The sequence below is a fragment of the Phenylobacterium montanum genome (assembly GCF_018135625.1).
GTDB classification, from domain to species: domain Bacteria; phylum Pseudomonadota; class Alphaproteobacteria; order Caulobacterales; family Caulobacteraceae; genus Poindextera; species Poindextera montana.
The window spans coordinates 2,595,642-2,618,209 of the sequence record NZ_CP073078.1; the positions used below are offsets into that span (position 1 = coordinate 2,595,642).

The window sequence follows — 22,568 nt, forward strand, 5'->3', positions numbered from 1 at the left end:
AAAGCCCGCTCATCCCGGCGAATGCCGGGACCCAGATCACAAAGCTCCGAGCGCCGGATATTTCGTCACGACCGCCGACCGAAAGCCCGCGCCATAGGATCTGGGTCCCGGCATTCGCCGGGATGAGCGGTTGATATCTCAGATCATCCTGAATTCAGCAGGCTCCGTATCCCGCCCCCGGCCCTGCGTCCGCTACTCGACCCGGCTGCGCCCGATGGCGTCCAGGCGCGCCAGCACGCCTTCCGACAGGACCAACTCCGCCGCGGCGAGGTTCTCGCGCAGGTGGGCCAGGGACGAGGTGCCGGGGATCAGCAGGATGTTGGGCGAGCGGTGCAGCAGCCAGGCCAGCGCCACCTGCATCGGCGTCGCGCCGAGTTCGGCGGCGACCTCGGCCAGGGCGGAGGACTGGATCGGCGAAAACCCGCCGAGCGGGAAGAACGGCACATAGGCTATGCCCTGGGCCGCCAGGTGGTCGACCAGATCGTCGTCGCCGCGCTGCACCAGGTTGTACAGGTTCTGCACGCAGGCCACCGGCGCGATCGCCTGGGCCTCGGCGACCTGGGCGGCGGTGACGTTGCTGAGGCCGAGGTGGCGGATCAGCCCCTTCTGCTGCAGGGCGGCCAGGGCCTCGAAGCGGCGCCCGATCGAGCCCTCGCTGGGGCCATGGACCTGGCCGGTGATGCGCAGATTGACCACGTCCATCGCCTCGACGCCCAGGCGGGCCAGGTTGTCGTGCACCCCCCGGACCAGCTGATCGGGCTCCTGGGCCGGGTTCCACGACCCGTCAGGTCCACGCACCGCGCCGACCTTGGTCACCAGCATCAGGTCCTCAGGGTAGGGATGCAGGGCCTCGCGGATGATCTCGTTGACCACATGGGGGCCGTAGAAGTCGCTGGTGTCGATGTGATCGACCCCGGCCGCCACCGCCTCGCGCAGCACGGCGATAGCCTGACCGCGGTCCCTGGGCGGCCCGAACACGCCGGGCCCAGCCAGCTGCATAGCCCCGTAGCCCATGCGTTTGACGCTGCGATCCCCCAGGGCGAAGACGCCCGCGGCGGCGATGTCGGTCATGGGCGGTTCTCCTGGCGGTGGTGTCGTGCAGATAGGGCGCTCAGCACGCCCGCAAAAGGCGGGACCTATTCAAGGCAAGAGCGCGCCCCTCCACCGCTCATCCCCGCGCAGGCGGGGACCCAGGGGCCAACGCGCTGAAATCTGTGGATAAATCTGGAGCCCCGCCTTCGCGGGGATGAGCGGAAATTTGCTAGGCCATGCCTACAATCAGCTGCCAGGCCCGACTCTAATTCGATGATCATCCGGCGCGCGAACACGAATAAGACCGCTGAACCCAGCAGCCGATCCAGTCGAGTTCGCCTTCATGTGCGATCCCGAAACAGGCAGCATCAAGGTATCGCCGTCACAAGTGGCACTTCCAAACTGAAGATGGAGATGCTTCTGGCCCGGCCATCGCGCCCGGATGGCGAGATCAACCAACGGCACAAGGTCAATTGCACTGTTCCGGTCGGTGAATAGCACCTGGGCTTGATCCTCGATCACGCCACTACCGTGAACCAATAGCTTGTCGAGACAACTCGCCGTCGCCCACCCGTGGCAAACGTCATTCATTTTCAACACCGGTTGCGCGCCAGCTACGCCAGCCCGAATTTCCGAGCACTGCCCTCCGCGCTCTCGCTCGATCATGAGGGTGGTCGCGACGGTCGGCTTCTCCAGGGGCTCGGCAAACGTTGGCGCGGAGACTCCAAGAAGCCCGGTGACGAGAATCAGAGACAAAGATCCCATGGGAGACCTTTGTGGCTACGTGCAAAGGTCTGCAACAGCTAGCCGCTGCTTCACTCCCTACGCAAACACCACCGTCTTGTGCCCATTGACAATCACCCGGTGCTCCACGTGCCAGGTGACCGCGCGCGCCAGGACCGAGCATTCCACGTCCCGCCCGATCGCCACCAGATCGTCCGGGGTCTGGCGATGATCCACCCGCTGGGCGCCCTGTTCGATGATCGGGCCTTCGTCGAGGTCGGTGGTGACGTAGTGGGCGGTGGCGCCGATCAGCTTCACGCCGCGGTCCCAGGCCTGGTGATAGGGCTTGGCGCCCTTGAAGCTGGGCAGGAACGAGTGGTGGATGTTGATGCAGCGGCCGGACAGCTGGGCGCAGAGGTCCGGCGAGAGGATCTGCATGTAGCGGGCCAGCACCACGAGGTCGGCCCTCAGTTCCTCGACCAGGCCAAGGAACTGCGCCTCCTGCGCCGCCTTGGTGTCCTTGGTGATCGGCAGGTGGAAATAGGGCACGCCATTCCACTCGACGAACGAGCGCATGTCGTCGTGGTTGGACATCACGCCGACGATCTCGACCGGCAGAAGGCCGCTCTTCCAGCGGTGCATCAGGTCGTAGAGGCAGTGGCCGAACTTGGAGACGGCCAGCAGCACCCGCGGCTTGATCGAGGCGTCGTGGAACGCCCATTCCATGTGGAAGCGATCGGCGATGATCTCGAAGCCCTGGCGCAGCTTGTCCAGCGAGGGCATGCCCGGCCCGTCGGCGCGGAACACCGTGCGCATGTAGAACATGTCCTCGATGGAGTCGTTGAAGTGGTTCGACTCCAGGATCGAGGCGTCGTTGTCGGCCAGGTATCCGGACACCGCCGCGACCACGCCCTTGCGATCCGGGCACTTGAGAATGAGGATGTAGGGGCTCGCGGCCGCCGCCTTGGTCTTCGCCATTCGCTTCTATCGTTCCCCGACTACATGCCGCCCTCAGAGGGCGATGTAGGGCCGTCCGAAGGCGAATCTAATTTTCGCAGGCCATGATCTAATTTTACCGCTGGCCGCACGGTATCTGTGGCCCATCCTGGCGGCCTCGGCGAGGACAGAACCGACAAAATGAAGCGCTATTCCGCCCTCGGGCTCCTCAGGGGCGGGTTCGACGGCCACAAGTCCTGGGAGCGGGCCTGGCGCGCGCCGGAGCCCAAGGCCCGCTACGACGTGGTTGTCATCGGCGGCGGCGGCCATGGCCTGGCCACCGCCTACTACCTCGCCAGCCGTCACGGCGTGCGCAACGTGGCGGTGCTGGAGAAGGGCTGGATCGGCGGCGGCAACACCGGGCGCAACACCACCATCGTCCGCTCGAACTACCGCCTGCCGGAGATGCAGGATCTCCTGGAATTCTCGCTGAAGCTCTGGGAGGGGCTTAGCCAGGAGCTGAACTACAACCTGATGTTCAGTCAGCGCGGGGCGGTGTTCCTGGGCCATTCCGACAGCGACATGACCCTGCTGGCCCAGCGCGGCGACGCCCTGCGGTGCAATGGCATAGATGCGGAAATTCTTACCCGCGAGCAGGTGCGCCGGCTCTGCCCCCTGCTCGATTTCTCGCCCGCCGCCCGCTACCCGGTGGTGGGCGGCCTGATCCAGAAGCGCGGCGGCACGGCGCGGCACGACGCGGTGGCCTGGGGCTACGCGCGCGCTGCGGACGCCCTGGGCGTCGACATCATCCAGAACTGCGAGGTCACCGGCATCGAGGTGGAGGGCGGCAAGGCCGTGGGCGTGCAGACCAGCCGCGGCCGTATCGCCGCGGGCCGCATCGGGATCTGCGTCGCCGGCAACTCCAGCCATGTGGCGGGGTTGGCGGGCCTGAGGCTGCCGATCGAATCCCACATGCTGCAGGCCTTCGTCTCCGAGCCGGTCAAGCCGATGATCGACACGGTGATCATGTCCCAGTCGGTGCACTGCTACATCAGCCAGTCGGACAAGGGCGAGATCGTGCTGGGCGGCGACCCGGAGCTCTATCCCAGCTATTCCCAGCGCGGCATCCCGATCCGCATCGAGGAGGTGGCCGGCCAGGCCATCGGCCTGATCCCCGCCCTCTCGCGCCTGAGAATGCTGCGCTGCTGGAGCGGGGTCACCGACATGAGCTTCGACGGCGCCCCGATCATCGGCCCGACCCCGGTGGAAAACCTCTATCTCAACGGCGGCTGGTGCTATGGCGGCTTCAAGGCCACCCCAGGCTCCGGCCGGCTCTACGCCCACCTGCTGGCCACCGGCGAGCCTCACCCGATCACGGCGCCCTTCCAGCTCGACCGGTTCGAGCGCGGGGCCATGGTCGACGAGGCCGCCTCTGGCCCATTGCCGCAGTCCCGCTGATGTTCCTGATCACCTGCCCCCATTGCGGCCCCCGGTCCCAGGCCGAATTCGCCTATGAGCGCGCCGAGGAGGCTGTGGTTCGGCCGACCGACAGCCTGGAAGCGACCACCGCCGCCCTCTACACCCGCGCCAACCCGCGCGACTTCGAATGGGAGCTGTGGCGCCACGCCTATGGCTGCCGCGCCTGGATACGGATGCGCCGCCATCGGGTGACGCATGAGATCGCCGAGGTAGAACGGGTCGGGGCCGGCGCATGAGCGGGACCATGCGCGCTCCAACCGGCGGCCTCATAGACCGCAGCCGCCGGGTCCGCTTCACCTTCGATGGCCAGGCCTTCGAAGGCCATGCCGGCGACACCCTGGCCTCGGCCCTATTGGCCAACGGCGTCAGCTTGATGGGCCGCAGCTTCAAGTACCACCGCCCCCGCGGCCTGCTCGCCGCCGGGGTCGAGGAACCCAACGCCCTGGTCGGCGTCGGCGAGGGCGGCCGCTTCGAGCCCAACACCCGGGCCAGCGACCTGTTCCTCTACGACGGCCTGGAAGCGGTCAGCCAGAACCGCTGGCCCAGCCTTTCCTTCGACCTCGGCGCGGCCAATAGCCCGATCGCCCGCTTCATCCCGGCCGGCTTCTACTACAAGACCTTCATTGGCCCGCCGTGGCTGTGGAAGCTCTATGAGCACGCCATCCGCGCCGCCGCCGGCCTTGGCCGCCCGCCTAGCGAGCCCGAGGTCGACGCCTTCGAACACCGCGCCGCCTTCTGCGACGTGCTGGTGGTCGGCGCCGGCCCCGCGGGCCTGGCCGCCGCTCTCGCCGCCGCCGAGGGCGGGGCGCGGGTGATCCTGGCCGAACAGGACGCACGCCTTGGCGGCTCGCTGCTGGCTTCCGACGCCACCATCGACGGCCATGCCGCCCCGGACTGGATCGCCACCGCAGAGGCGCGCCTGGCGGCCCTCGGCGTCCGGGTGCTGAAGCGCGCCACGGCCATAGGCTACTACGACCACAACCAGCTGAGCCTGGTCGAACGCCGCGTCGAGGCCGGCCGGGCGCCGGGCCCTGCGGGCCTCGCCCAGCGGCTTTGGCATGTCCGCACCGGCCGCGTGATCCTGGCCCAGGGCGCCATCGAGCGGCCGATGCTGTTCTCGAACAACGACCGCCCCGGCGTGATGCTGGCCGGCGCGGTCCAGGCCTATGTCCGCCGCTGGGGCGTCCTGCCGGGCCGCCGCGCCGCCATCGCCACATGCAACGACGCCGCCTATCACACAGCCTTCGCCCTGGCCGAGGCCGGGGGCGAGGTCGCCGCCATCCTCGATAGCCGCGAGGCGCCCGACAGCCCGATCGTCCGCGCCGCCCGCGGGCGCTTCCCCGTCCATGCCGACGCCCGCCTGGTCGCCGCCCGCGGCAAGACCCGCGTCACCGGCGCCGAGGCCCTGATCGCCGGCCAAACCCGCACCATCGACGCCGACCTGATCTGTGTGAGCGGCGGCTTCACGCCCGTGGTCCACCTGCACATGCAGGCCGGCGGGACCCTGGACTGGAACGAGGCCGCCGGCGCCTTCACGCCCGCTTTGGCGCGGCAAGGCCAGGTTTCGGTGGGGGCCTGCGCGGGCGTCGAAGGCTTGAGCGCCGTTCTAGCTCATGGATGGGAAGCCGGCGGAGCGGCGGCCCCCTCCACCGCTTCGCGGTCCCCCTCCCCCGATGGGGGAGGAATAGTCGCTGAGGCCTCCGCCGCAATTCCTCCCCCATCGGGGGAGGGGGACCGCCCGAAGGGTGGTGGAGGGGGCCAGCCACGCGCCCAAACGAAATTCGACGGACCCACGAACACAGAAACCAACTTCGCCCCGCCCCCCGGCGCCAATCTCAAGACCTGCTTCGTCGACCCGCAGAACGACGTCACCGCCGCAGACCTCGACCTGGCCTGGCGCGAGGGTTACCGCTCGGTCGAGCACCTGAAGCGCTACACGACCCTCGGCATGGCCACCGACCAGGGCAAGACCAGCAACCTGATCGGCCTCGCCCGGCTTTCGGCCAACGAGCAGCGGCTGGTCCCGGAGGTCGGCCTGACCACCTTCCGCCCGCCCTATACGCCCACAACCTTGGCCGCCTTGGCCGGCGAGGCGACCGGCGCGCACATGGCCCCCCTGCGCCGCACCCCGCTCGACGCCATTCACGCGGCCGAGACCCCGCCCTGGCAGCCGGTCGGTTACTGGCGGCGCCCCCGCGCCTATCCACGCTCGGGCGAAAGCCTGGCCGAGGCCGGCCTGCGTGAAGCCCGCACAGTCCGCCAGGCGGTCGGCATGATCGAGGTCTCCACCCTCGGCAAATTCGAGATCGCAGGCCCCGACGCCGCCGCCCTGATCGAGCGGGTCTGCGCTACGCCCCTCGCCAAGCTGGCGGTCGGCCGCGGCCGCTACACCTTCATGCTGCGCGAAGATGGCATGGTGGTCGACGACGGCACCGTCTGGCGCCTGGCCGAGCAACGCTGGCTGATGACCAGCTCCACCGGCGGCGGCGACCGCATGGTCGGCCACCTGTCCTATGTGCGGAAGATCCTCGATCCGGGCCTGAAGGCCGCCGTGGCCAGCGTGCAGGAGCGCTGGGGCGCCATCGCCCTGGCCGGCCCGCGCGCCAAGGCCGTGCTGGCGGCCCTGGGCGCGGAGGCGCCGGCGCACATGGGCCTCGCCCACGCCGAGATCGACGGCCTCGCGGTACTGGTCCTCGCCGCCAGCTACAGCGGCGAGCGCGCCTTCGAACTCTACGCACCCAGCCACGACCTGCCACGGCTCTGGGCGATTCTTGACGCCGCTGTACGAGCCGAAGGCGGCGCGCCCTATGGCCTGGAGGCCCTGGAACTGCTGCGCATCGAAAAGGGCCACATCGAGACCGGGGCGGAGATCGACGGTCGCCGCACGCCGGGCGACCTTGGCCTTTCCGTCCGCGCCAAGGGCGGCTTCGTCGGCGCCCCGGCCCTGGCCCGCCCGGCCCTGCACTCGCATGACCGGCAAAAGCTGGTGGGCCTGGCCTCGCTCGACGGCCCGATCCCCGAGGGCGCCATGCTCTTGACCGCCCGGGGCAGCAAGCCCGAGGGTCACGTCACCTCGGCCGGTCGCCACATCCTCGACAACGGCGCCATAGCTCTCGGCCTGCTGCGCGCCGGCCCGGAGCGCCTCGGCGAAGCGCTGCTGGCCTCGTCCCCCACCCGCGGTCGTACGGTGCGGGTCGAGGTGGCCGCGCCGCATTTCTACGACGCCGAAGGAGCGCGCTACCGTGACTGAGGCGCCCGTCACGATCGCCCGCCGCGAGCCCGAGGCCCTGCTGCGCCTGGGGTTCTGGGGCGAGCCGGGCGCCGGCCTGCCCGCGCCTTTGCGCTCGGCCGACACCCCTGACGGCCGCCTGATCTGGATAGAGCCTCAGGCCTGGATGCTGCGCGCGCCACTAGCCAGTTTGGACGCCGCCATCACCCAGCTCGAAGCCCTGGCGGGCGACGCAGGCGCGGTGATCGACATCACCGGCGGCCTCACTCGCTTCACCTTGATTGGCCCTGCCTGGCGCGAACTCCTGACTATCGGCGGGGTGTTCAACGTCGAAAACCTCGCCTTCACCGCCGGCTGCACGGCCGCCACCGTGCTGCACCACGCCGCCATCTGGATCGACGTGACCGCTGACGAGGCCGCAGACGTCTATTGCCTGCCAAGCTACGCCGAACACCTCGCCGAGCACTGGGGCGACGCCCTCGCCCGCATGGCCGCCGCGGCCTAGTTCGTGGCGCGCCAGGCGGTGTAGGCGGCGACCAGCAGGATCAGGCCCGCGAACAGCCGCCGCGCCACGGTCGCATGCTTGGCAAGCCGTTCCGCGCCGCGCAGGCCCAGGGCGCCGCCGATCAGACCGCCAAGCACGAACAGGCCGGCCATGGGCCAATCGACCAGCCCCGACACCGCATAGTTGAGCGAGGTCACCGCGCCGAACAGGGCGACCGAGACCAGCGACGAGGCCGAAGCGCAGGCCAAGGTCATGCCGGTCGCCGCCATCAGCCCCGGCACGATCAGGAACCCGCCGCCGATGCCGAAAAAGCCGGCCGCAAAGCCGGTCACCACGCCTACCGGCGCGAGCCGCGCGGCCAGGGGAAAATTCAGCCGCACGTCCGGATCGCCCTCGCTCCGCGGCCGCCGCAGCATGGACAGGGCGATCGCCGCCATGGCGAGGGCGAAGAAGACCAACAGACGCTTGCCGTCGACCGCCTTGGCCAGGCTGGACCCCAGGAACGACCCGACCAGCCCCGAGGCTGCGAACACGCCGGCGCAGGGCCAGCGCACACGGCCGCTGCGCCAATGGCCGACAACGTTCGCTGCGGCGTTGAAGGCCACCGCAGCCGCCGAGGTGCCGATCGCCACGTGCGGGTCCGTGACACCAACGAAGTACAAAAGCAGCGGCGTGGCCAGCACCGATCCGCCGCCACCGAACAAAGCCAGGAAGGCGCCCACGACCGCGCCGCTGAGCAATGCGGGCAGGGCGGCCTGGGCCAGGGCTGGCGTCAATCGCTTCGGGTCCAAATCGGCGGCGAATTGCGGAATCGCCAGCCAGCGGGGCATTGCACACCCGCCCCAATCGCGTGACAAGTCGAACAGGGCAATGACGGAGATCAAGGCATGAACCGGCGTCACATGGCCGCGACCGTTTTGCTCGGCCTTGGCGTACTGGCCGGCGCGGCCCGCGCCGGCGACGTGATGACCGACCCGGTTCCGGCCGACTACTACGCATTTCAGAAGGTGGTCTATCAGAACGATAGCGGACCTCCCGACGACCACGCCTATTTCGAGCGGCTGCTGCGCCATGTCGGGGCGCACCTGGCCGCGACCGGCGGCAAGGTCGAGATTCGCGTCGTCAGCTTCGCCGCCGGCGTAAAGCTGTTCCAGATGGCCAAGACCGACCACGAACTCGCGAGCGAGTTGGACGGGCTGAGGGCCAAGGGCGTCCGCTTCATGGTCTGCCGCAACACGATGAAGGGCATGGGCCTGCGGCCAGAAGACCTCTATGGCGTCAAGGACGCCGACGTGGTCCCGAGCGGGGTCGCAGAGATCGCCCGCCTGCAGGGCCTGGGCTTCGTCTATATCCACCCCTGACGAGCGGCGAGGCGCCTTGAGCGGACAGCGATATGGACTTCTGGTCGCCGGCGCGGTCGCACTCGCCTGTGCGGCGCTCGGCCCTGGGGTCGCGCTCATGGCGGCCCCGGCGCCGACCTCAGCGGCGGCGGCCTATGATGACGAGGTCGAACTGGGCCGCCAGATCTTCACCGATACCGGCCGCCTGGCGCCGGACTACGTCGGGAACGACCTCAAGTGCTCGAACTGCCATCTCGACGAAGGCCGCAAAGCCGACGCCGCCCCGCTGTGGGCGGCCTGGGGGCTTTACCCGCAGTACCGCGCCAAGAACGGCCACGTGAACACCTTCGCCGAGCGGATTCAGGAGTGCTTCAAGTACAGCATGAACGGCAAGCCGCCGCCGCTTGGCGGGCGCGAGGTGGTGGCGCTGGAGACCTATGCGGCCTTCCTCGCAAAGGGCCAGCCGGCCGGCGAGCACGTCCCCGGCCAGGGCTATCTGAAGCTGCCCAGACCGCCTGAAGCGCCGGACTACGCCCGTGGCCAGGCGGTGTTCCAGGCCAACTGCGTCGCCTGCCATGGCGCCGACGGCGCGGGCCAGCGCTCGGGCGACCAGGTGCTTTTCCCACCGCTCTGGGGGCCGCGTTCGTTCAACTGGGGCGCGGGCATGAGCGACATCAACAACGCCGCCGGCTTCATCAAGGCCAACATGCCCCAGGGCCAGGAGGGCAAGCTTTCGGTGCAGGAGGCCTGGGACGTGGCCGCCTTCGTCGACAGCCATCCGCGGCCGCAGGACCCGCGGTTCACCGGCTCGACCGATGAGACCCGCAAACGGTTCCACGACAATCCGCAGTCCATGTACGGGCTGACGGTGAACGGCGTGCGCCTGGGCGGGGACGGGAAGTGACGCCGTGAGGCTCGCCCTCGCGCCGCTGGCGACGGCGCTGGCCTTGGCCGCAGCGCCGCTGGCGCATGCCGCCCCCCCTCTGGCCAAGGCCGATCAGGCCTATGCCGACTGGCTGGACGCCGGCTACGCCAAGTCGACGATCGAAGCCGGGACCCTGACAAGGATCGACGGCCGCGGCCTGACTGCATGGACCCGGCTGAAGGTGGTTCGCGGACGAAGGCTGAAACGGCTGCTGGGCGAAACGGCCAAGATGAAGCTCGCCGGCGAGGACGCCCGGGCGCTGAAGCGGATGCAGGCGGCGCTCGGCGCGGCCTCGACCACCCCGCCCGCCTCGACCGAAGAGGCCTCGGAACGGCTCTGCGCCACGGCGAGCGACCAGGCCCTGGCCGAGACGCGCCTGTCGGATGCGCTCTACGCCTGCTTCGAGCGTTGGGGGAACCACGTCCCCTTCGAGGGCCGCAGCATCGCCCGCGCCACGGCGCTGGAACTGTTGCAGCAACTGGACGCCCCCGCCCGGCGCAAGGCGCTGTTCTACGCCCTTGCCCCGCTCTGGAGCCGCATCGACGCAGCCGACGAACCCACCAGCCCCTATCGCCGGCTGGTCCGCCTGGCTGCCGCCGACGCCCGCGCCCAGGGCGGCTCGGCGATCGAGCAGGCGGCCAGAACGCTCGGCGAAACGCAGGACCAGGTCGAGGCCCAGCTCACCGCCGCGCTCGAGGCCTGGCGTACAGTCAACCCCGGCCCGCCAATCGAGCCCTGGGACTATTGGCGACGCTACGCGGAAGGGCTTGCGCCGCTGGACGCCGCCATTCCCGCGGCCGCGATTCCCGAGCTCAATCGCCGCTACTACGAGGATCTCGGCTTGGACCTGACCAGGCTGGGCGTGATCAGCGATCTCGGCGTGCGCCCCGGCAAGGCGCCGCTGGCCTATGCCGACTTCGTGCGCATCGGCCGCCAGACACCCCAGGGCTGGCGGCCGGCCCGGGTCCGGGTCTCGGCCAATGTCGAGCGCGGCGGCCTGTTCGTGCTGAACGAGATCGTGCATGAGAATGGCCACGCCGCCCACATGATGGCCGTGCGCGCCCGCCCCGCCTTCTTCGACCTGGGCGACGACCTGTTCGTCGAGGCCTTCGCCGATGTCACCTCTTGGAGCGTGGCCGAGCCAGCCTGGCAACGGCGCTATCTGAACCTTGCGGCCCCGGATGGCGTTGGGCGGCGCGCGCTTCTGGCCAATGTCATGCTGGACGTAGCCTGGGGCCTGTTCGAGCTGCGCATGCTGAAGGCGCCCGACAGCGACCCGAACCAGGTCTGGACCGAGATCACCTCGACCTACCTGAACATCGTTCCCCATCCGGAGATCGCGTGGTGGGCGCTGCGCGTGCAGCTGGTCGAACAGCCCGGCTACATGATCAACTACGGCCTGGGGGCCATGGTGACCGCCGACCTGCGCGACCGCTTTCGCCGGGCAGTCGGCGATTTCGACGCCGGTAATCCGCGCTGGTATCCCTACGCCAGCGCCCACCTGCTGCGCTTCGGCGCGGCGGCCCCGACGCAGGACCTGTTGCGCGGCTTCCTCGGCCGGCCGGTCTCGATCGAGCCCCTGCTGGCCATGATCCGCAGCCTGCCGCCAGAGCGCTAAGCCCTAGCGCCGATCGTATACGATCTTGCCGCCCACAATGGTTAAGTCCACCCGGGTCTTGGCGATCTGTTCCGGCGGGATCTTGAAGATGTCATCGGACAGCACCACCAGGTCGGCCAGCTTGCCGGGCTCCAGCGAGCCTTTGACCTTTTCCTGGAATTCCGCATAGGCCGACCCCACCGTATAGGCGTGCACCGCCTCGGCCACGCTGATGCGCTGTTCGGGGACCCAGCCGCCGGGGGTCTTGCCGTCCAGGGTCCGGCGCGTCGTGGCCGCATAGACGCCCATCAGGGGCTCCAGCGGCGCCACCGCCCAGTCGGAGCCGAAAGCCAGCACCGCGCCGGCGTCCAAGAGCGAGCGCCAGGCATAGCTGGTCTTGATCCGCTCCGGCCCCAGGATGGTCTCCGCCCAGCGGCCATCGTCGATGGCGTGATAGGGCTGCATGGAAGCGATCACGTGTAGCCTGGCGAAGCGGGGGATATCCGCAGGATCGAGGTGCTGGGCGTGCTCGATGCGCAGGCGCCGGTCGGCCGGGCCATCCTCGCGCTGCAGCCGCTCGTAGAGGTCGAGGATCTCATGGTTGGCCTTGTCGCCGATGGCGTGCACGGCCAGCTGCAGTCCGGCTTGGTCCGCCCCCTTCATGTTCGCGTACATGCGGTCGGGATCGACCAACTCGCTGCTGGCTATGCCGCTGTAGCCGGGGTGGCCGACGAAGGGCTGGTTCATCCAGGCGGTGGTCGAGCCCAACGCCCCGTCGGCGAAGCCCTTCACGTCGCCCAGCCGCAGCATGGCATCGCCGAACGGCCCCGAAATCCCCGTCCCCGCCAGATCCTTCCAGTCCTGCAGTCGGCCGGCGGTATAGATGCGCACCGTCAGCTTGCCCGCTCGGTCGAACTTTTCGAACTCGCGGAAGTCTTGCGGCTCGCGCTTGTCGGTAGAGGAGTTGGCCAGGTTCTGCACGCTGGTCACCCCGTTCTTCGCCGCTTCGGCCATGGCGGCGGTCAGGGCCGCGTCCATTTCCTTCGGGGTCAGGGCCGGCATGACCCGCTCGACGAGGTCGGTGGCGGCGTCCTTCAGCACACCCGTGGGCTCGCCCTTGGCGTCGCGCACGATCTCGCCGCCGGGCGGGTCTTTGGTGCTGCGGTCGATGCCGGCGAGCTTCATGGCCAGGGCGTTGACCAGCACCATGTGCCCGTCCAGCCGCCACAAGAGGGCCGGATTGTCCGGGGTGACGTCGTCGATCAGCCGGTGGGTCGGCAGCTCGGCCGGGCTCCAGCGCTGGTGGTCCCAGTTGCCGTTCCTCAGCCAGGCTCCCTTGGGCAGGGTCTTGGCGAAGGCGGCGACGCGGGCGCGGAACTCAGCCTGGGAATTGGCGTCGCCCAGCTGCACAGAGGCCAGGCCGTCGCCGCCGTCGATGAAGTGCACGTGAGCGTCGTTGAAGCCGGGCGTAACCCGCCGTCCCTTCAGGTCGATCACCTGCGTTCCCGGCCCGACCAGGGCCTTGACCGCCGCGTCGCCACCCACCAGCAGCACCTTGTCGCCGGCTATGGCGATGGCCTGCGCTTCCGGCTGGGCGGGGTTCTCGGTCCAGACCTTGCCGCCGGTGAGGATCAGGCTCGCTGTCTGGGCGTGAGCCACAAAGCCGGTCGCCGCCAGGGCGCTAGCCAACAAGGCCCCCTTGATCCGCACCATGTCCCCCTCCGCGATTCTCATTGTTCCGGTCGCAGACAAACCCGGCCTGCAGCGCAAGGAAAGCCGGAAAAGACGGGCTGGACTCGCGCTGACATGTTGATATCAACTTATCCGCAGCGATCCTCCCGTCCCCCCAACGGAGCTTACGAGCCATGTCCGAGCCGCACGGATCCTTCACCTGGTACGAACTGATGGCCCCCGACGCCAAGGCCGCCGCCGCCTTCTACGGCGCGGTGGTGGGCTGGACGGCGCAGGAGATGCCGAGCCCCGAAGGCCCGCCCTACACTGTGCTGCAGGTCGGCGACCGCGGCGTCGCCGGCATCATGGTCACGCCGAAGGACGCGGGCGGCCCCGGCCCGGTCTGGATCGGTTATGTCTCGGTGCCCGACGTCGACGCCTATGTCGAACGGCTGAAGGCCGCCGGCGGCAGCGTTCATCGCCCGCCCTTCGACGTGCCCGGCGTCCTGCGCCTGGCCGTGGTCGCCGATCCTCAAGGGGCGGTGTTCTGCATGCATACGCCCTACAGCGACGCCCCGGCGCCGCCGGCCCTGCCCTCGGAGTCCGGATATGTCGCCTGGCGCGAACTGATGGCGGCGGACGGCGAAAAGGCCTTCGCCTTCTATTCACAGATGTTCGGCTGGACCAAGGGCGAGAGCCACGACATGGGCCCGATGGGAATCTACCAGCTGTTCGTCGACGGCGGCGAGACCGTGGGCGGCATGATGACCAAGCCGGCCAACCTGCCCAGCCCGTTCTGGAGCTTCTACTTCAACGTCGATGGCGTTCGCGCCGGCGTGGATCGCCTGAAAGCCGCAGGTGGGGTCGTGATCAACGGCCCGCACCAGGTGCCGGGCGGCCAGTGGATCGTCCAGGCCCAGGACCCTCAGGGCGCCATGTTCTGCCTGGTCAGCGCGAACGAGTAGCTCGGAGAGCGGCGCCGGGGATCATCCCCTGGCGCCGAACCTCCGCCATAGCGGCCAGGCAAGGAGACCGAACAGGATCAGCACCGCGGCCAGGGTCACCAGGCTATAGACCGGCGACGGCCCCAGGCTGCCGTGCGCCAGATCCAACAGCACCGGCCAGCGCAGGCCTGCGACCACCACCAGGGCCGTGGCCCGGATCATCATCGACAGCCAGAAATAGAGTGGGTTGCGGGTCGGCCGTGGCGGCATTGCGGGTCCTGGACAAAGCGGGGACGGACAAATTCGGCCGGAATTGAGCATCCCGCCCGCCCGCGCGCCAGCCCTTTTGCGCCGTAATCCTTCAGGTCGCGTCGTGGAAGATTATCCCCAGAGTGTGCCGCCGCCCGGACCTCAGCGCGCTGACCCCGTGGCGCAGGGTCACCCGATAGTCGCCCCGGGCGCCGCGGACCGGGCGCTGGGCGACGGCGAAGGCCACCGCATCTCCCTGGCGCAGCGGGACCACCATTGGCCGAGACTGCATCCGCGGCCGCTGCTCGGTCAGCACGAACTCGCCGCCCTCGAAGTCGGCGCCGGGTTCGTCCAGAAAAATGGCGACCTGCAACGGAAACACGTGCTCGCCATAAAGGTCCTGGTGCAGGCAGTTATAGTCGCCCGGGCCATAGCGCAGCAGCAGCGGCGTCGGGCGGGTCTGGCCGGCATCATGACACCGGGCGAGATAGCCGGCGTGTTCCGCCGGAAACCGCTGACCCAGGCCCATTCGGGCGTTCCAGCGGTCTGCGATGGGCGCCAGGCGCGGATAGAGCCGCTCGCGCAGGGCCTGGACCAGGTCCGGCAGCGGATAGGCGAAATAGCGGTACTCGCCCCGGCCAAAGCCGTGCCGCGCCATCACCACCCGGCTGCGGAAACCCGCATCCTGGTCGTAGAGCGCCGCGACGGCCCGGCATTCATTGGGCGACAACAGGGCGGGTAGGCGCGCCCAGCCTTCGCCGTCGAGGGCGGCCTCGGCGGCGGTCCAGTCAGTGACGGCGAGGCGGCGCTCGAACTCGGCAAGCAGAAGGGTCACGGCGGTCCTTGTCGGCTATGGGGTCTGGTCAGGCGAACTTCGCCCGCCAGGCCCCCGCCGTCGCCCCGCCGCTTGCGGTCGAATCGGGCGGCGCTATTTGGTGAACTCGATGTCGGTCCAGTAGTCGTCGCCGACGAAGGTGCGGTAGCCGTCGAATTCCTTGACCTTGGCGTCGGCCTGGGTCTTGGGCGTCAGGGCCAGGACTTCCTTCTCGATCGCCTGGTCGCGGGCCTGGTCGACTTCCATCATCGCCATGTTCGGGATGTGCTCGATCAGGAGTACATTGGCCTGGCCGTCCGCCGGGTTGATCTTGATTCGGATGGCGTAGGAATCGATCACCCCGTGCTTCTTGGCCACCTCTTCCCCCGGCGCCCAGAGCTTCTTCAGGCCGGTGACATAGTCGTCCACGCGGTTCGGCTCGACCTTGACCCGGGTCACGTGCCAGACGCCCTTGAGCGGCGTGTAATCGACATAGGGCTCGGCCAGAGCCGAAGTGGCGAACAGGGCCGCCCCGGCGGCCAGCATAAGAAATGTGGTCTTCATCGCGTCGTTGTCCTGTGCTGTGTTTCTAACAACCGATAAGCATTCACGGGGTGGACCATAGGCTTTCACCTAAGGTTTGTCCTGCGCGCCGCACAGCGAAGCTAGGCTTTGTCAGCCAGGAATTTTAGCCACGATCAAAAATGTTTCGCTTGGCCCTCAGTCTGCCCACTTCGGCCGTGCGGATAGCCCGCCGGCGGCGCGCAGGGCGTCGGCATCCATCACCTTGCCGTCCATCAACACCATGCGGGTATGACGCAGGTCGCCGATGTCGTGCGAGGGATCGCCCTCGACCAGCACCAGGTCGGCGTCTTTGCCCACCGCGATCGAGCCGGTGTGGCCATCGGCGCCCACCAGGTGGGCGGTGGCGAGGGTCGCGCTGGCCAGGGCCTCGGAGGGGGTGAAGCCGGCCTGGACGTAAAGCTCCAGTTCGCGCACCAGCTCCATCCCAGTCCCGTCGGTGCCGGCGACGATCGGCACACCGGCCTTGTGCATGGCGCCGACCAGGGCAACCAGCTTGGCGAAGCTCTCGCGATAGTGAGCGCGAGTCAGGTCGGGCGCCACTTCCAGCCCGCCCTGGCGGAAGCCGCGCTCCACCGTCGGCGGCAGGGTCCCGACAAAGGGCGCATAGGCGGCCGACAGTTCGCCGTTTTCCGGGACCATCAGGCTTTCCACCACCACCAGGGTCGGGTCCGAGGTGATCTTGCGCGCCGCCATCTCGGCGATCAGCGACTTCATCGGCTCGGCGTTCAGGTCCATGTCCTTGGCGTAGCGCGCCGGGCCGGCCATGCGCGCGATGCTGTTGGACTTGGTCACCACCGCGTCCGGCATGGCCTGCATGGCCACGAAATAGATGTGGGTGATCTCGTCATAGCCGTCGGCGATGGCCTCGGTCGGGCGCATCCCGGCTGGCAGGTGGCCGTGCACATGCAGGCCCAGCCGGTGCGCCTCGGCCGCCGTGGCCTTGACCAAGGCGGGATTGAAGGTGCCGTAGAACTTGATGGCCACGAAACCGTCGGCCTTGGCCTTGCGCACGATGGCCAGGGCCTCGTCCTGCGAGGTCGCCACCGAGCCGAGCTGGGCGGTGTAGGGCCCCTTCCCGTCGATCAGCACCGAGGGATAGACGTGCGGCATCAGAAGCTCGCCCTTGGCCCGGCGCTGGGCCCGGGCGATGGTCAGGGCGTTGTTGTTGCCAGGATCGCGCGCCGAGGTGATCCCCAGCGACAAGAGCAGCGGGCCAGAGGAATCGTCGCCCACGTGCTGGTGCGAGTCCCAGAGGCCGGGAACCAGGGTCTTGCCGGCGCCGTCGACGATCTGGGCGCCCGCCGGCGCCGGGGTGCTGGCCGCAGGCCCTGCGGCGGTGATCACCCCCTTGTCCACCACCACCGTCTCGTCCTCGGCGAAGTGGTCGCCGCCGACAAAGGCGCGCACATGGGTGAAGGCGATCGGCCCGGCCGGGTTCTTGGCCAGGTTTTTGGCGATGGCCGGCGAGCGGGCCGCCATGGCCCCGTCCTGTGCCTTCTCGATCGCGGTCTCCTCGCCCTCATAGCCGGCGCGCACCCATAAAAGGCCCTGGTCGACGGCGAAGAAGCGGCCCTTGGCGTCCAGCCAGATCACCACCGGCGTATTGTTCAGGCCGGTGACGGCATAGGCGGCGATGGTCTGGCGGGTCTCGCCCCGGCCCACATCCAGCGTCGTCAGCGGCTCGGCATGGGCCTGGCCGCCGGGCAGCAGGGCCAGAGAACGGCCGGGCGCGGCGGCCAGCGCCTCGACGAAATCGGCGAGCGGATCGATCGGCCCACCGAAGGCTATGTATTCCGCCGGCGCCGTGTAGGCGGCCGAGGCGCCGTCCACCGGGCTCTTCCAGCTTGCGCTCCCGCCGGCGATGTCGAAGGTCTCGGCCGCATCGCCCTGGGGCGTGAAGCCGCGCACCGCCAGGTGGTCGATCATGCCGTCGGCGCCCAGGTGCGCGCGGCTGTCGACCTCGAAGATCTGCCCACGCAGGTTCAGGCTCTCGCGGCCCATCCACGACCCGTCCGCCACTTTCCAGCGGAACGAATGACCGTGGATCCCAGCGGTGGAGACGATGGAGAAGGCCAGGGCGTCAGCCGGCGGCCTGGCAAGGTCCTCAAGCTTGGCCGGCGCCGCAGCCGCCGTGGTCGCCGCGCAGATGAGCGCGCATGCCGTGATCGCCAATTTCATAGAAAGCCCCTCGCCTTTGCGCGGCGAGGTTGACCGCTGATCGCGGCGACGGCAAGGCCCGGATCAGAGCAGCTTTTCGATGTCCGCCTCGATCGCCTCGGGTTTGGCCGAGGGGGCGTAGCGGCGCAGCACCGCCCCGTCCCGGCCGATCAGGAACTTGGTGAAGTTCCACTTGATCCCCTCCGAGCCGAAAAGCCCCTTCTTCTGCCCCTTCAGCCAGCCATAGAGCGGATGCGCCTTGGGTCCATTGACCTCGATCTTGGAGAACATGGGGAAGGTCACGTCGTAGGTCAGGCTGCAGAAGGTGGCGATCTCGCGGGCGTCGCCGGGCTCCTGGGCGCCGAACTGGTTGCAGGGAAAGCCCAGCACGGAAAAGCCGCGGTCCTTGAACTTGCGGTGGAGCGCCTCCAGCCCTTCATATTGCGGGGTGAAGCCGCAGTGGCTCGCCACATTGACGATCAGCAGCACCTGGCCGGCATAGTCGGCCAGCCGCACCGGGGCGCCGTCCAGGCTCTGGGCTTCGAAATCTTGGAGGCTCATGCGGCCAGGTCCTTTTGGGCGTTGAATCGGGGCTGAGATTGACACGCACTGTTGATCTTCACGCGCTTGTCGTCGAGTAAGGATTGAATCGAAACGCACCGGGCCGCCCAGGCGGCCGTGGCTGTCCCACGGAAAGTAAGCGAGGAAACACCATGCAGAGCAAGCGTCTGGGCAAGAGCGCCGTCTATGTGTCGTCCATCTGCATGGGCACCATGACCTTCGGCAATCAGGCCGACGAAGCCATGTCCCACCGCATCCTCGACCGCAGCTTCGAGGCGGGGATCAACTTCTACGACACGGCGGAAAATTATCCCGTGCCGCCCAAGGAAGAATGGGCCGGCCGCACCGAGGAGATCGTCGGTCGCTGGCTGAAGACCAAGAACCGTGACGCGATCATCATCGCCACCAAGGTCTGCGGCCCCAGCCACGGCTGGATCAAGGGCTCGCAGCGCGCCGGCATGACTGCGCTCGACCGGCACAACATCGTCCGCGCGGTCGAGGCCAGCCTGAAGCGGCTGGGCACCGACTATATCGACCTCTACCAGACCCACTGGCCCGACCACGGCGCCCGCTATGACGAGGCCCTGGAGGCGCTGGACGAGCTGGTGCGCGACGGCAAGGTGCGGGTGACCGGCTGCAGCAACGAGACCAGCTGGGGCCTGATGAAGAGCCTGGCGGTGTCGGACGCCAACGGCTTTCGCCGCTACGACACCATCCAGAACAATTTCAGCCTGAACAACCGCCGCTTCGAAGACGATCTGGCCCAGATCTGCCGCCACGAGGGGGTCAGCCTGATCCCCTATTCGCCCCTGGGCGGCGGGGTCTTGTCAGGCAAGTACCAGGATGGCGCGACGCCCGAGGGCGCGCGCTTCTCCAACTACCTTCAGATCGGCGGGCGACAGGCGGTGATGGCCCGACGCTATGTCAACGAGAAGAGCCTGGCCTCGACCGCGCGCTTCGCCGGCATCGCCGCCGAGGCCGGGATCTCGCCGGTGACCCTGGCCACCGCCTGGAGCAAGCAGCACGACTTCGTCGCCTCGACCATCGTCGGCGCCACCCATGAGAACCAGCTCGACGACATCTTCGCCGCCGCCGACCTGGTGCTGGAGGACGGGGTGATGAAGGCGATCGACGCGGTGTCGAAGGAGATCATGTACCCGATGGGGTGAGGTTCAGGCCGCCGTCACGGGCATTAAATCGCCGCTCATCCCGGCGAATGCCGGGACCCAGATCATAGAACTCAGTCGGCGCCAAATTGAGCTCCATGATTTTTCGGCACACTACTGTGCCATACGATCTGGGTCCCGGCATTCGCCGGGATGAGTGGACAAATATTACAGTCAGCTACTCTACCGTCGCCGTCACCACCCAGATCGCCGCCGGCATGCGCACCCCCTCGGGCGTGACATAGGGGGCGATGGCCGCGCGTACGGCGTCGGTGACCACCTCGCGCTTGTCGGGGTGCTCGCGAATGGCGCGCCCCAGCGGCCCGATGCGGAAAGCAACGGCCACGCTCTGCTCCAGGTCGCCGGACCCCACCTTGGCCTCGAACGGCTCGATGGCGACCCCGGTGAAGCCGGCCCCTTGCAGAATGCCCCGTAGCCGCTCCGGGTCGGCGAAGGCGAACGGCCCCGGCGCCAGCGGGTCCATCGGCTCCTGCGGCGGCAGAAAGGGCGCGGCGGCGATCATGGGCGCTGTCATCAGGGGGCTCTCCTGCGGCGCGCGCCAGCAGATGAAGGCCATCCGGCCGCCGCTCTTCAGATGCTTTCGGATATTGGCGAAGGCCGCCGCGGGATCCTCGAAGAACATCACCCCGAAGCGGGAGAAGACCGCGTCGAACGAACCGTGGCCCAGATCGGCGGTCTGGGCGTCGGCCTCGCGGAACTCCACCGGCCCCATGGCCCGGCTGCGCGCGACTTCGAGCATCGGCCGGGAGATGTCGACGCCGACCACCTGCCCTTCGGGCCCAACGGCCTCGGCCAGCTGCAGGCTGCTCTGGCCGCAGCCGCAGCCGATGTCCAGCACCCGTTCGCCGGCCTTTACCGCCAGGGCCTTCAGCGCCGGCGCGCCCAGGGGCTGGATCTGGCGGTCGAGGATGTCTTGCATCTCGGCCCAGGTCTCGCCCGCGCCGGTGTTCCAGTATTCGGCCTGGGCCGCATTCGCCGCCGCATCGTCGGCCATGCCGCTTCTCCCCTTTATCTATCGGACGTAGCTCGCCCCGTTGATATCTAGCACGGCGCCGGTCATGGACGGCCCGGCGTCGAGGGCGAGATAGGCGGCCAGGCTCGCCACCTCAAGCGGCTCGGCCGCGCGGCCCAGCGGAATGTCGGCGGCGACGCCCGCAGCGCCGCGCTCGGCCAGCCAGTCGGTCGCCATGTCGGTGACCACGAAACCGGGGCAGACGGCGAAGGCCAGGATCTGTTCGGCCGCATAGGCGCGGGCGATCGACTTGGTCATGGCCACCATGCCAGCCTTGGACGCGGCATAGTGCCAGTGCGCGGGCGAATCCCCGCGATAGGCGGCGCGGCTGGCGATATTGACGATGCGCCCGCCGGCGCCCCGCTCCCGCCAGTGCAGCACCGCGCGTCGGCAGAGATCGGCGCTGGCCTGCAGGTTGATCTGCATCGTCCGGCTCCAGGCGGCCCGCCAGGCCTCGTCGCTGGCTTCGGGCACGGCGTCCTCGAACACCCCGGCATTGTTGATCAGCACGTCGATGCGCCCGTCCAGCCGCTCCAGCGCCCGGTCCCACAGCCGATCAGCCGCCGCCGGATCGGCCAGGTCCGCGCCCAGCTGATCGCCCTCGTCGCGACGGCCGTGGCCGATCACGCGAGCGCTCCGCGCCGCAAGCTCGTCACGGATGGCGGCCCCGATCCCGCGGCTGGATCCGGTGACCAGGACGTGGACCCGCTCGCTCATGGCCGCTCCTTTTCGCTGCGGCTGCTTAAGCAGCAGACCCCGCGATCCGGCGCAAGGCCTCGGCGGTCTCGGCGTCGGCCGGATAGAAGGCCTCCAGCGCCAGCTCCTCCAGGGTGATGTCGCGCGGTGTGCCGAATACGGTGGTGGTGGAGAAGAACGACAACAGCCCCGCCTCGGTAGCCAGCTGCAGCTGCACTACGACCCCGCCGTGGTCGGTCGGCGCGCCCTGGTGTAGGCTGGCGACGCCGCCGGCGACCGGAAAGGCCATCAGCTCGTTCAGAAGCTCGCCCAGCACCGCGTCGCCGGTCACCGCGATCTGCCGGCGCAGGCGATCGAAGATGTGCATGCGCCATTCGGCCAGGTTGGCGATACGCGGCGCCACCCCGCCCGGATGCAGGCTGAGCCGCAGCACGTTGACCGGCGGCTCCAGCAGGCTCAAGTCGGTGACCCCGGCCAGCATCGGCTGCAACGCAGCGTTGGCCGCCACCAGGTTCCAGTGCCGATCCACCGCCAGGGCCGGAAACGGCTCGTGCCCCTTCAGCACCAGCTCGATCGCCTGGCGGGCGGCGGCCATGGCCGGATCGTCCAGGGTGCGCTCAGCGAACATCGGCGCATAACCCCCGGCCAACAGCATGGCGTTGCGCTCGCGCAGGGGCACGTCCAGCCGCTCGGCCAGGCGCATCAGCATCTCGCGGCTCGGGGTGGCGCGCCCGCTTTCCATGAAGCTCAGGTGCCGCTGCGAGATCTCCGCCTCCAGCGCGAAGTCCAGCTGGCTCATCCGCCGCCGCTGGCGCCAGAGGCGCAGGTAGTCGCCGGCCGCCAGGGGCCGCACCGCGCGGTTGTCGATAGCGCTCATGCCGAGCTCGCTCCCTCGTCCATTCCGCATATAGGCTGCTTCGCCCCTG

The 22,568-nt window shown here is 68.9% G+C and carries 21 protein-coding genes; 9 read left to right on the forward strand and 12 right to left on the reverse strand.

Going from position 1 to position 22,568, the window contains the following annotated elements; all coding sequences use genetic code 11:
* Nucleotides 1-192 precede the first annotated feature (192 nt).
* Nucleotides 193-1,071: an aldo/keto reductase family oxidoreductase gene (locus KCG34_RS11610; protein WP_211940504.1), complete on the reverse strand. Its 879-nt coding sequence runs from the start codon at nucleotides 1,069-1,071 to the stop codon at nucleotides 193-195.
* Between the two features lie 783 nt (nucleotides 1,072-1,854).
* Complete coding sequence (gene purU, locus KCG34_RS11615; RefSeq protein ID WP_211940505.1) at nucleotides 1,855-2,733, reverse strand: formyltetrahydrofolate deformylase; 879 nt, start codon at nucleotides 2,731-2,733, stop codon at nucleotides 1,855-1,857.
* Nucleotides 2,734-2,892: 159 nt separating this feature from the next.
* On the opposite strand from purU, the gene KCG34_RS11620 reads away from it, so the two are divergent.
* The 4 genes from KCG34_RS11620 to KCG34_RS11635 are packed head-to-tail and all read left to right on the forward strand — an operon-like array spanning nucleotide 2,893 to nucleotide 7,904.
* Nucleotides 2,893-4,149 carry a sarcosine oxidase subunit beta family protein gene (locus KCG34_RS11620; RefSeq protein ID WP_211940506.1) on the forward strand — a complete coding sequence of 419 codons (1,257 nt, stop codon included), beginning with the start codon at nucleotides 2,893-2,895 and terminating at the stop codon, nucleotides 4,147-4,149.
* Entirely contained in the window at nucleotides 4,149-4,406 is a 258-nt protein-coding gene (locus tag KCG34_RS11625; protein ID WP_211940507.1) for a sarcosine oxidase subunit delta, read from the forward strand. The genes KCG34_RS11620 and KCG34_RS11625 overlap by 1 nt, the downstream gene beginning before the upstream one ends.
* A gap of 8 nt (nucleotides 4,407-4,414) precedes the next feature.
* Complete coding sequence (locus KCG34_RS11630; RefSeq protein WP_211940508.1) at nucleotides 4,415-7,420, forward strand: 2Fe-2S iron-sulfur cluster-binding protein; 3,006 nt, start codon at nucleotides 4,415-4,417, stop codon at nucleotides 7,418-7,420.
* The gene (locus tag KCG34_RS11635; RefSeq protein ID WP_211940509.1) at nucleotides 7,413-7,904 is read left to right on the forward strand and encodes a sarcosine oxidase subunit gamma family protein; all 492 of its coding nucleotides are present in this window, start codon (nucleotides 7,413-7,415) and stop codon (nucleotides 7,902-7,904) included. The genes KCG34_RS11630 and KCG34_RS11635 overlap by 8 nt, the downstream gene beginning before the upstream one ends.
* Here the strand turns inward: KCG34_RS11635 and KCG34_RS11640 are convergent.
* Nucleotides 7,901-8,734 carry a sulfite exporter TauE/SafE family protein gene (locus KCG34_RS11640; protein ID WP_446686567.1) on the reverse strand — a complete coding sequence of 278 codons (834 nt, stop codon included), beginning with the start codon at nucleotides 8,732-8,734 and terminating at the stop codon, nucleotides 7,901-7,903. The genes KCG34_RS11635 and KCG34_RS11640 overlap by 4 nt on opposite strands.
* Before the next feature lie 57 nt (nucleotides 8,735-8,791).
* Between KCG34_RS11640 and KCG34_RS11645 the strand changes: the two genes are divergently transcribed.
* From KCG34_RS11645 to KCG34_RS11655, 3 genes are read left to right on the forward strand one after another with little or no spacing between them, the layout of a single operon-like run.
* Nucleotides 8,792-9,265: a DsrE family protein gene (locus tag KCG34_RS11645; RefSeq protein ID WP_211940510.1), complete on the forward strand. Its 474-nt coding sequence runs from the start codon at nucleotides 8,792-8,794 to the stop codon at nucleotides 9,263-9,265.
* Nucleotides 9,266-9,281: 16 nt separating this feature from the next.
* Nucleotides 9,282-10,148: a c-type cytochrome gene (locus KCG34_RS11650; RefSeq protein WP_211940511.1), complete on the forward strand. Its 867-nt coding sequence runs from the start codon at nucleotides 9,282-9,284 to the stop codon at nucleotides 10,146-10,148.
* 4 nt (nucleotides 10,149-10,152) lie between these two features.
* The gene (locus KCG34_RS11655; protein WP_211940512.1) at nucleotides 10,153-11,787 is read left to right on the forward strand and encodes a gluzincin family metallopeptidase; all 1,635 of its coding nucleotides are present in this window, start codon (nucleotides 10,153-10,155) and stop codon (nucleotides 11,785-11,787) included.
* 3 nt (nucleotides 11,788-11,790) lie between these two features.
* Here the strand turns inward: KCG34_RS11655 and KCG34_RS11660 are convergent, their stop codons facing one another.
* A complete protein-coding gene (locus KCG34_RS11660) occupies nucleotides 11,791-13,479 on the reverse strand; it encodes an amidohydrolase (RefSeq protein WP_211940513.1) in 1,689 nt (562 codons plus the stop codon).
* A 152-nt stretch (nucleotides 13,480-13,631) separates the two neighbouring features.
* Here KCG34_RS11660 and KCG34_RS11665 point away from each other — a divergent pair, with 152 nt between their 5' ends.
* Nucleotides 13,632-14,402: a VOC family protein gene (locus KCG34_RS11665; RefSeq protein WP_211940514.1), complete on the forward strand. Its 771-nt coding sequence runs from the start codon at nucleotides 13,632-13,634 to the stop codon at nucleotides 14,400-14,402.
* A 21-nt stretch (nucleotides 14,403-14,423) separates the two neighbouring features.
* Here the strand turns inward: KCG34_RS11665 and KCG34_RS11670 are convergent, their stop codons facing one another.
* From KCG34_RS11670 to KCG34_RS11690, 5 genes are all read right to left on the reverse strand, one after another.
* Entirely contained in the window at nucleotides 14,424-14,651 is a 228-nt protein-coding gene (locus tag KCG34_RS11670; protein ID WP_211940515.1) for a hypothetical protein, read from the reverse strand.
* Between the two features lie 91 nt (nucleotides 14,652-14,742).
* The gene (locus KCG34_RS11675) at nucleotides 14,743-15,465 is read right to left on the reverse strand and encodes a 2OG-Fe(II) oxygenase (RefSeq protein WP_376788217.1); all 723 of its coding nucleotides are present in this window, start codon (nucleotides 15,463-15,465) and stop codon (nucleotides 14,743-14,745) included.
* A 93-nt stretch (nucleotides 15,466-15,558) separates the two neighbouring features.
* On the reverse strand, nucleotides 15,559-16,008 hold the full coding sequence (locus KCG34_RS11680) for a DUF4148 domain-containing protein (protein WP_211940516.1): 450 nt from the start codon (nucleotides 16,006-16,008) through the stop codon (nucleotides 15,559-15,561).
* Between the two features lie 156 nt (nucleotides 16,009-16,164).
* Nucleotides 16,165-18,207 (reverse strand): amidohydrolase family protein, encoded by a 2,043-nt coding sequence (locus KCG34_RS11685; RefSeq protein ID WP_211940517.1) that lies wholly within the window; start codon nucleotides 18,205-18,207, stop codon nucleotides 16,165-16,167.
* Between the two features lie 63 nt (nucleotides 18,208-18,270).
* Entirely contained in the window at nucleotides 18,271-18,747 is a 477-nt protein-coding gene (locus KCG34_RS11690; protein WP_211940518.1) for a glutathione peroxidase, read from the reverse strand.
* A 152-nt stretch (nucleotides 18,748-18,899) separates the two neighbouring features.
* Between KCG34_RS11690 and KCG34_RS11695 the strand changes: the two genes are divergently transcribed.
* Nucleotides 18,900-19,916, forward strand: a complete 1,017-nt coding sequence (locus KCG34_RS11695) for an aldo/keto reductase (RefSeq protein WP_211940519.1) — start codon at nucleotides 18,900-18,902, stop codon at nucleotides 19,914-19,916.
* Between the two features lie 175 nt (nucleotides 19,917-20,091).
* Here the strand turns inward: KCG34_RS11695 and KCG34_RS11700 are convergent, their stop codons facing one another.
* From KCG34_RS11700 to KCG34_RS11710, 3 genes are read right to left on the reverse strand one after another with little or no spacing between them, the layout of a single operon-like run.
* Entirely contained in the window at nucleotides 20,092-20,928 is an 837-nt protein-coding gene (locus KCG34_RS11700) for a class I SAM-dependent methyltransferase (protein ID WP_211940520.1), read from the reverse strand.
* Between the two features lie 18 nt (nucleotides 20,929-20,946).
* Nucleotides 20,947-21,663: an SDR family NAD(P)-dependent oxidoreductase gene (locus KCG34_RS11705; RefSeq protein ID WP_211940521.1), complete on the reverse strand. Its 717-nt coding sequence runs from the start codon at nucleotides 21,661-21,663 to the stop codon at nucleotides 20,947-20,949.
* 25 nt (nucleotides 21,664-21,688) lie between these two features.
* Nucleotides 21,689-22,519 (reverse strand): helix-turn-helix domain-containing protein, encoded by an 831-nt coding sequence (locus KCG34_RS11710; RefSeq protein WP_211940522.1) that lies wholly within the window; start codon nucleotides 22,517-22,519, stop codon nucleotides 21,689-21,691.
* Between the last annotated feature and the right edge of the window lie 49 nt (nucleotides 22,520-22,568).

Coding starts and splice junctions, on each gene's coding strand:
- KCG34_RS11705 (WP_211940521.1), bottom strand. CDS start 21,663: ATGAGCGAGCGGGTCCACGTCCTGGTCACCGGATCCAGCCGCGGGATC.
- purU (WP_211940505.1), bottom strand. CDS start 2,733: ATGGCGAAGACCAAGGCGGCGGCCGCGAGCCCCTACATCCTCATTCTC.
- KCG34_RS11620 (WP_211940506.1), top strand. CDS start 2,893: ATGAAGCGCTATTCCGCCCTCGGGCTCCTCAGGGGCGGGTTCGACGGC.
- KCG34_RS11630 (WP_211940508.1), top strand. CDS start 4,415: ATGCGCGCTCCAACCGGCGGCCTCATAGACCGCAGCCGCCGGGTCCGC.
- KCG34_RS11690 (WP_211940518.1), bottom strand. CDS start 18,747: ATGAGCCTCCAAGATTTCGAAGCCCAGAGCCTGGACGGCGCCCCGGTG.
- KCG34_RS11660 (WP_211940513.1), bottom strand. CDS start 13,479: ATGGTGCGGATCAAGGGGGCCTTGTTGGCTAGCGCCCTGGCGGCGACC.
- KCG34_RS11695 (WP_211940519.1), top strand. CDS start 18,900: ATGCAGAGCAAGCGTCTGGGCAAGAGCGCCGTCTATGTGTCGTCCATC.
- KCG34_RS11700 (WP_211940520.1), bottom strand. CDS start 20,928: ATGGCCGACGATGCGGCGGCGAATGCGGCCCAGGCCGAATACTGGAAC.
- KCG34_RS11710 (WP_211940522.1), bottom strand. CDS start 22,519: ATGAGCGCTATCGACAACCGCGCGGTGCGGCCCCTGGCGGCCGGCGAC.
- KCG34_RS11645 (WP_211940510.1), top strand. CDS start 8,792: ATGAACCGGCGTCACATGGCCGCGACCGTTTTGCTCGGCCTTGGCGTA.
- KCG34_RS11665 (WP_211940514.1), top strand. CDS start 13,632: ATGTCCGAGCCGCACGGATCCTTCACCTGGTACGAACTGATGGCCCCC.
- KCG34_RS11670 (WP_211940515.1), bottom strand. CDS start 14,651: ATGCCGCCACGGCCGACCCGCAACCCACTCTATTTCTGGCTGTCGATG.
- KCG34_RS11640 (WP_446686567.1), bottom strand. CDS start 8,734: ATGCCCCGCTGGCTGGCGATTCCGCAATTCGCCGCCGATTTGGACCCG.
- KCG34_RS11610 (WP_211940504.1), bottom strand. CDS start 1,071: ATGACCGACATCGCCGCCGCGGGCGTCTTCGCCCTGGGGGATCGCAGC.
- KCG34_RS11680 (WP_211940516.1), bottom strand. CDS start 16,008: ATGAAGACCACATTTCTTATGCTGGCCGCCGGGGCGGCCCTGTTCGCC.
- KCG34_RS11625 (WP_211940507.1), top strand. CDS start 4,149: ATGTTCCTGATCACCTGCCCCCATTGCGGCCCCCGGTCCCAGGCCGAA.
- KCG34_RS11685 (WP_211940517.1), bottom strand. CDS start 18,207: ATGAAATTGGCGATCACGGCATGCGCGCTCATCTGCGCGGCGACCACG.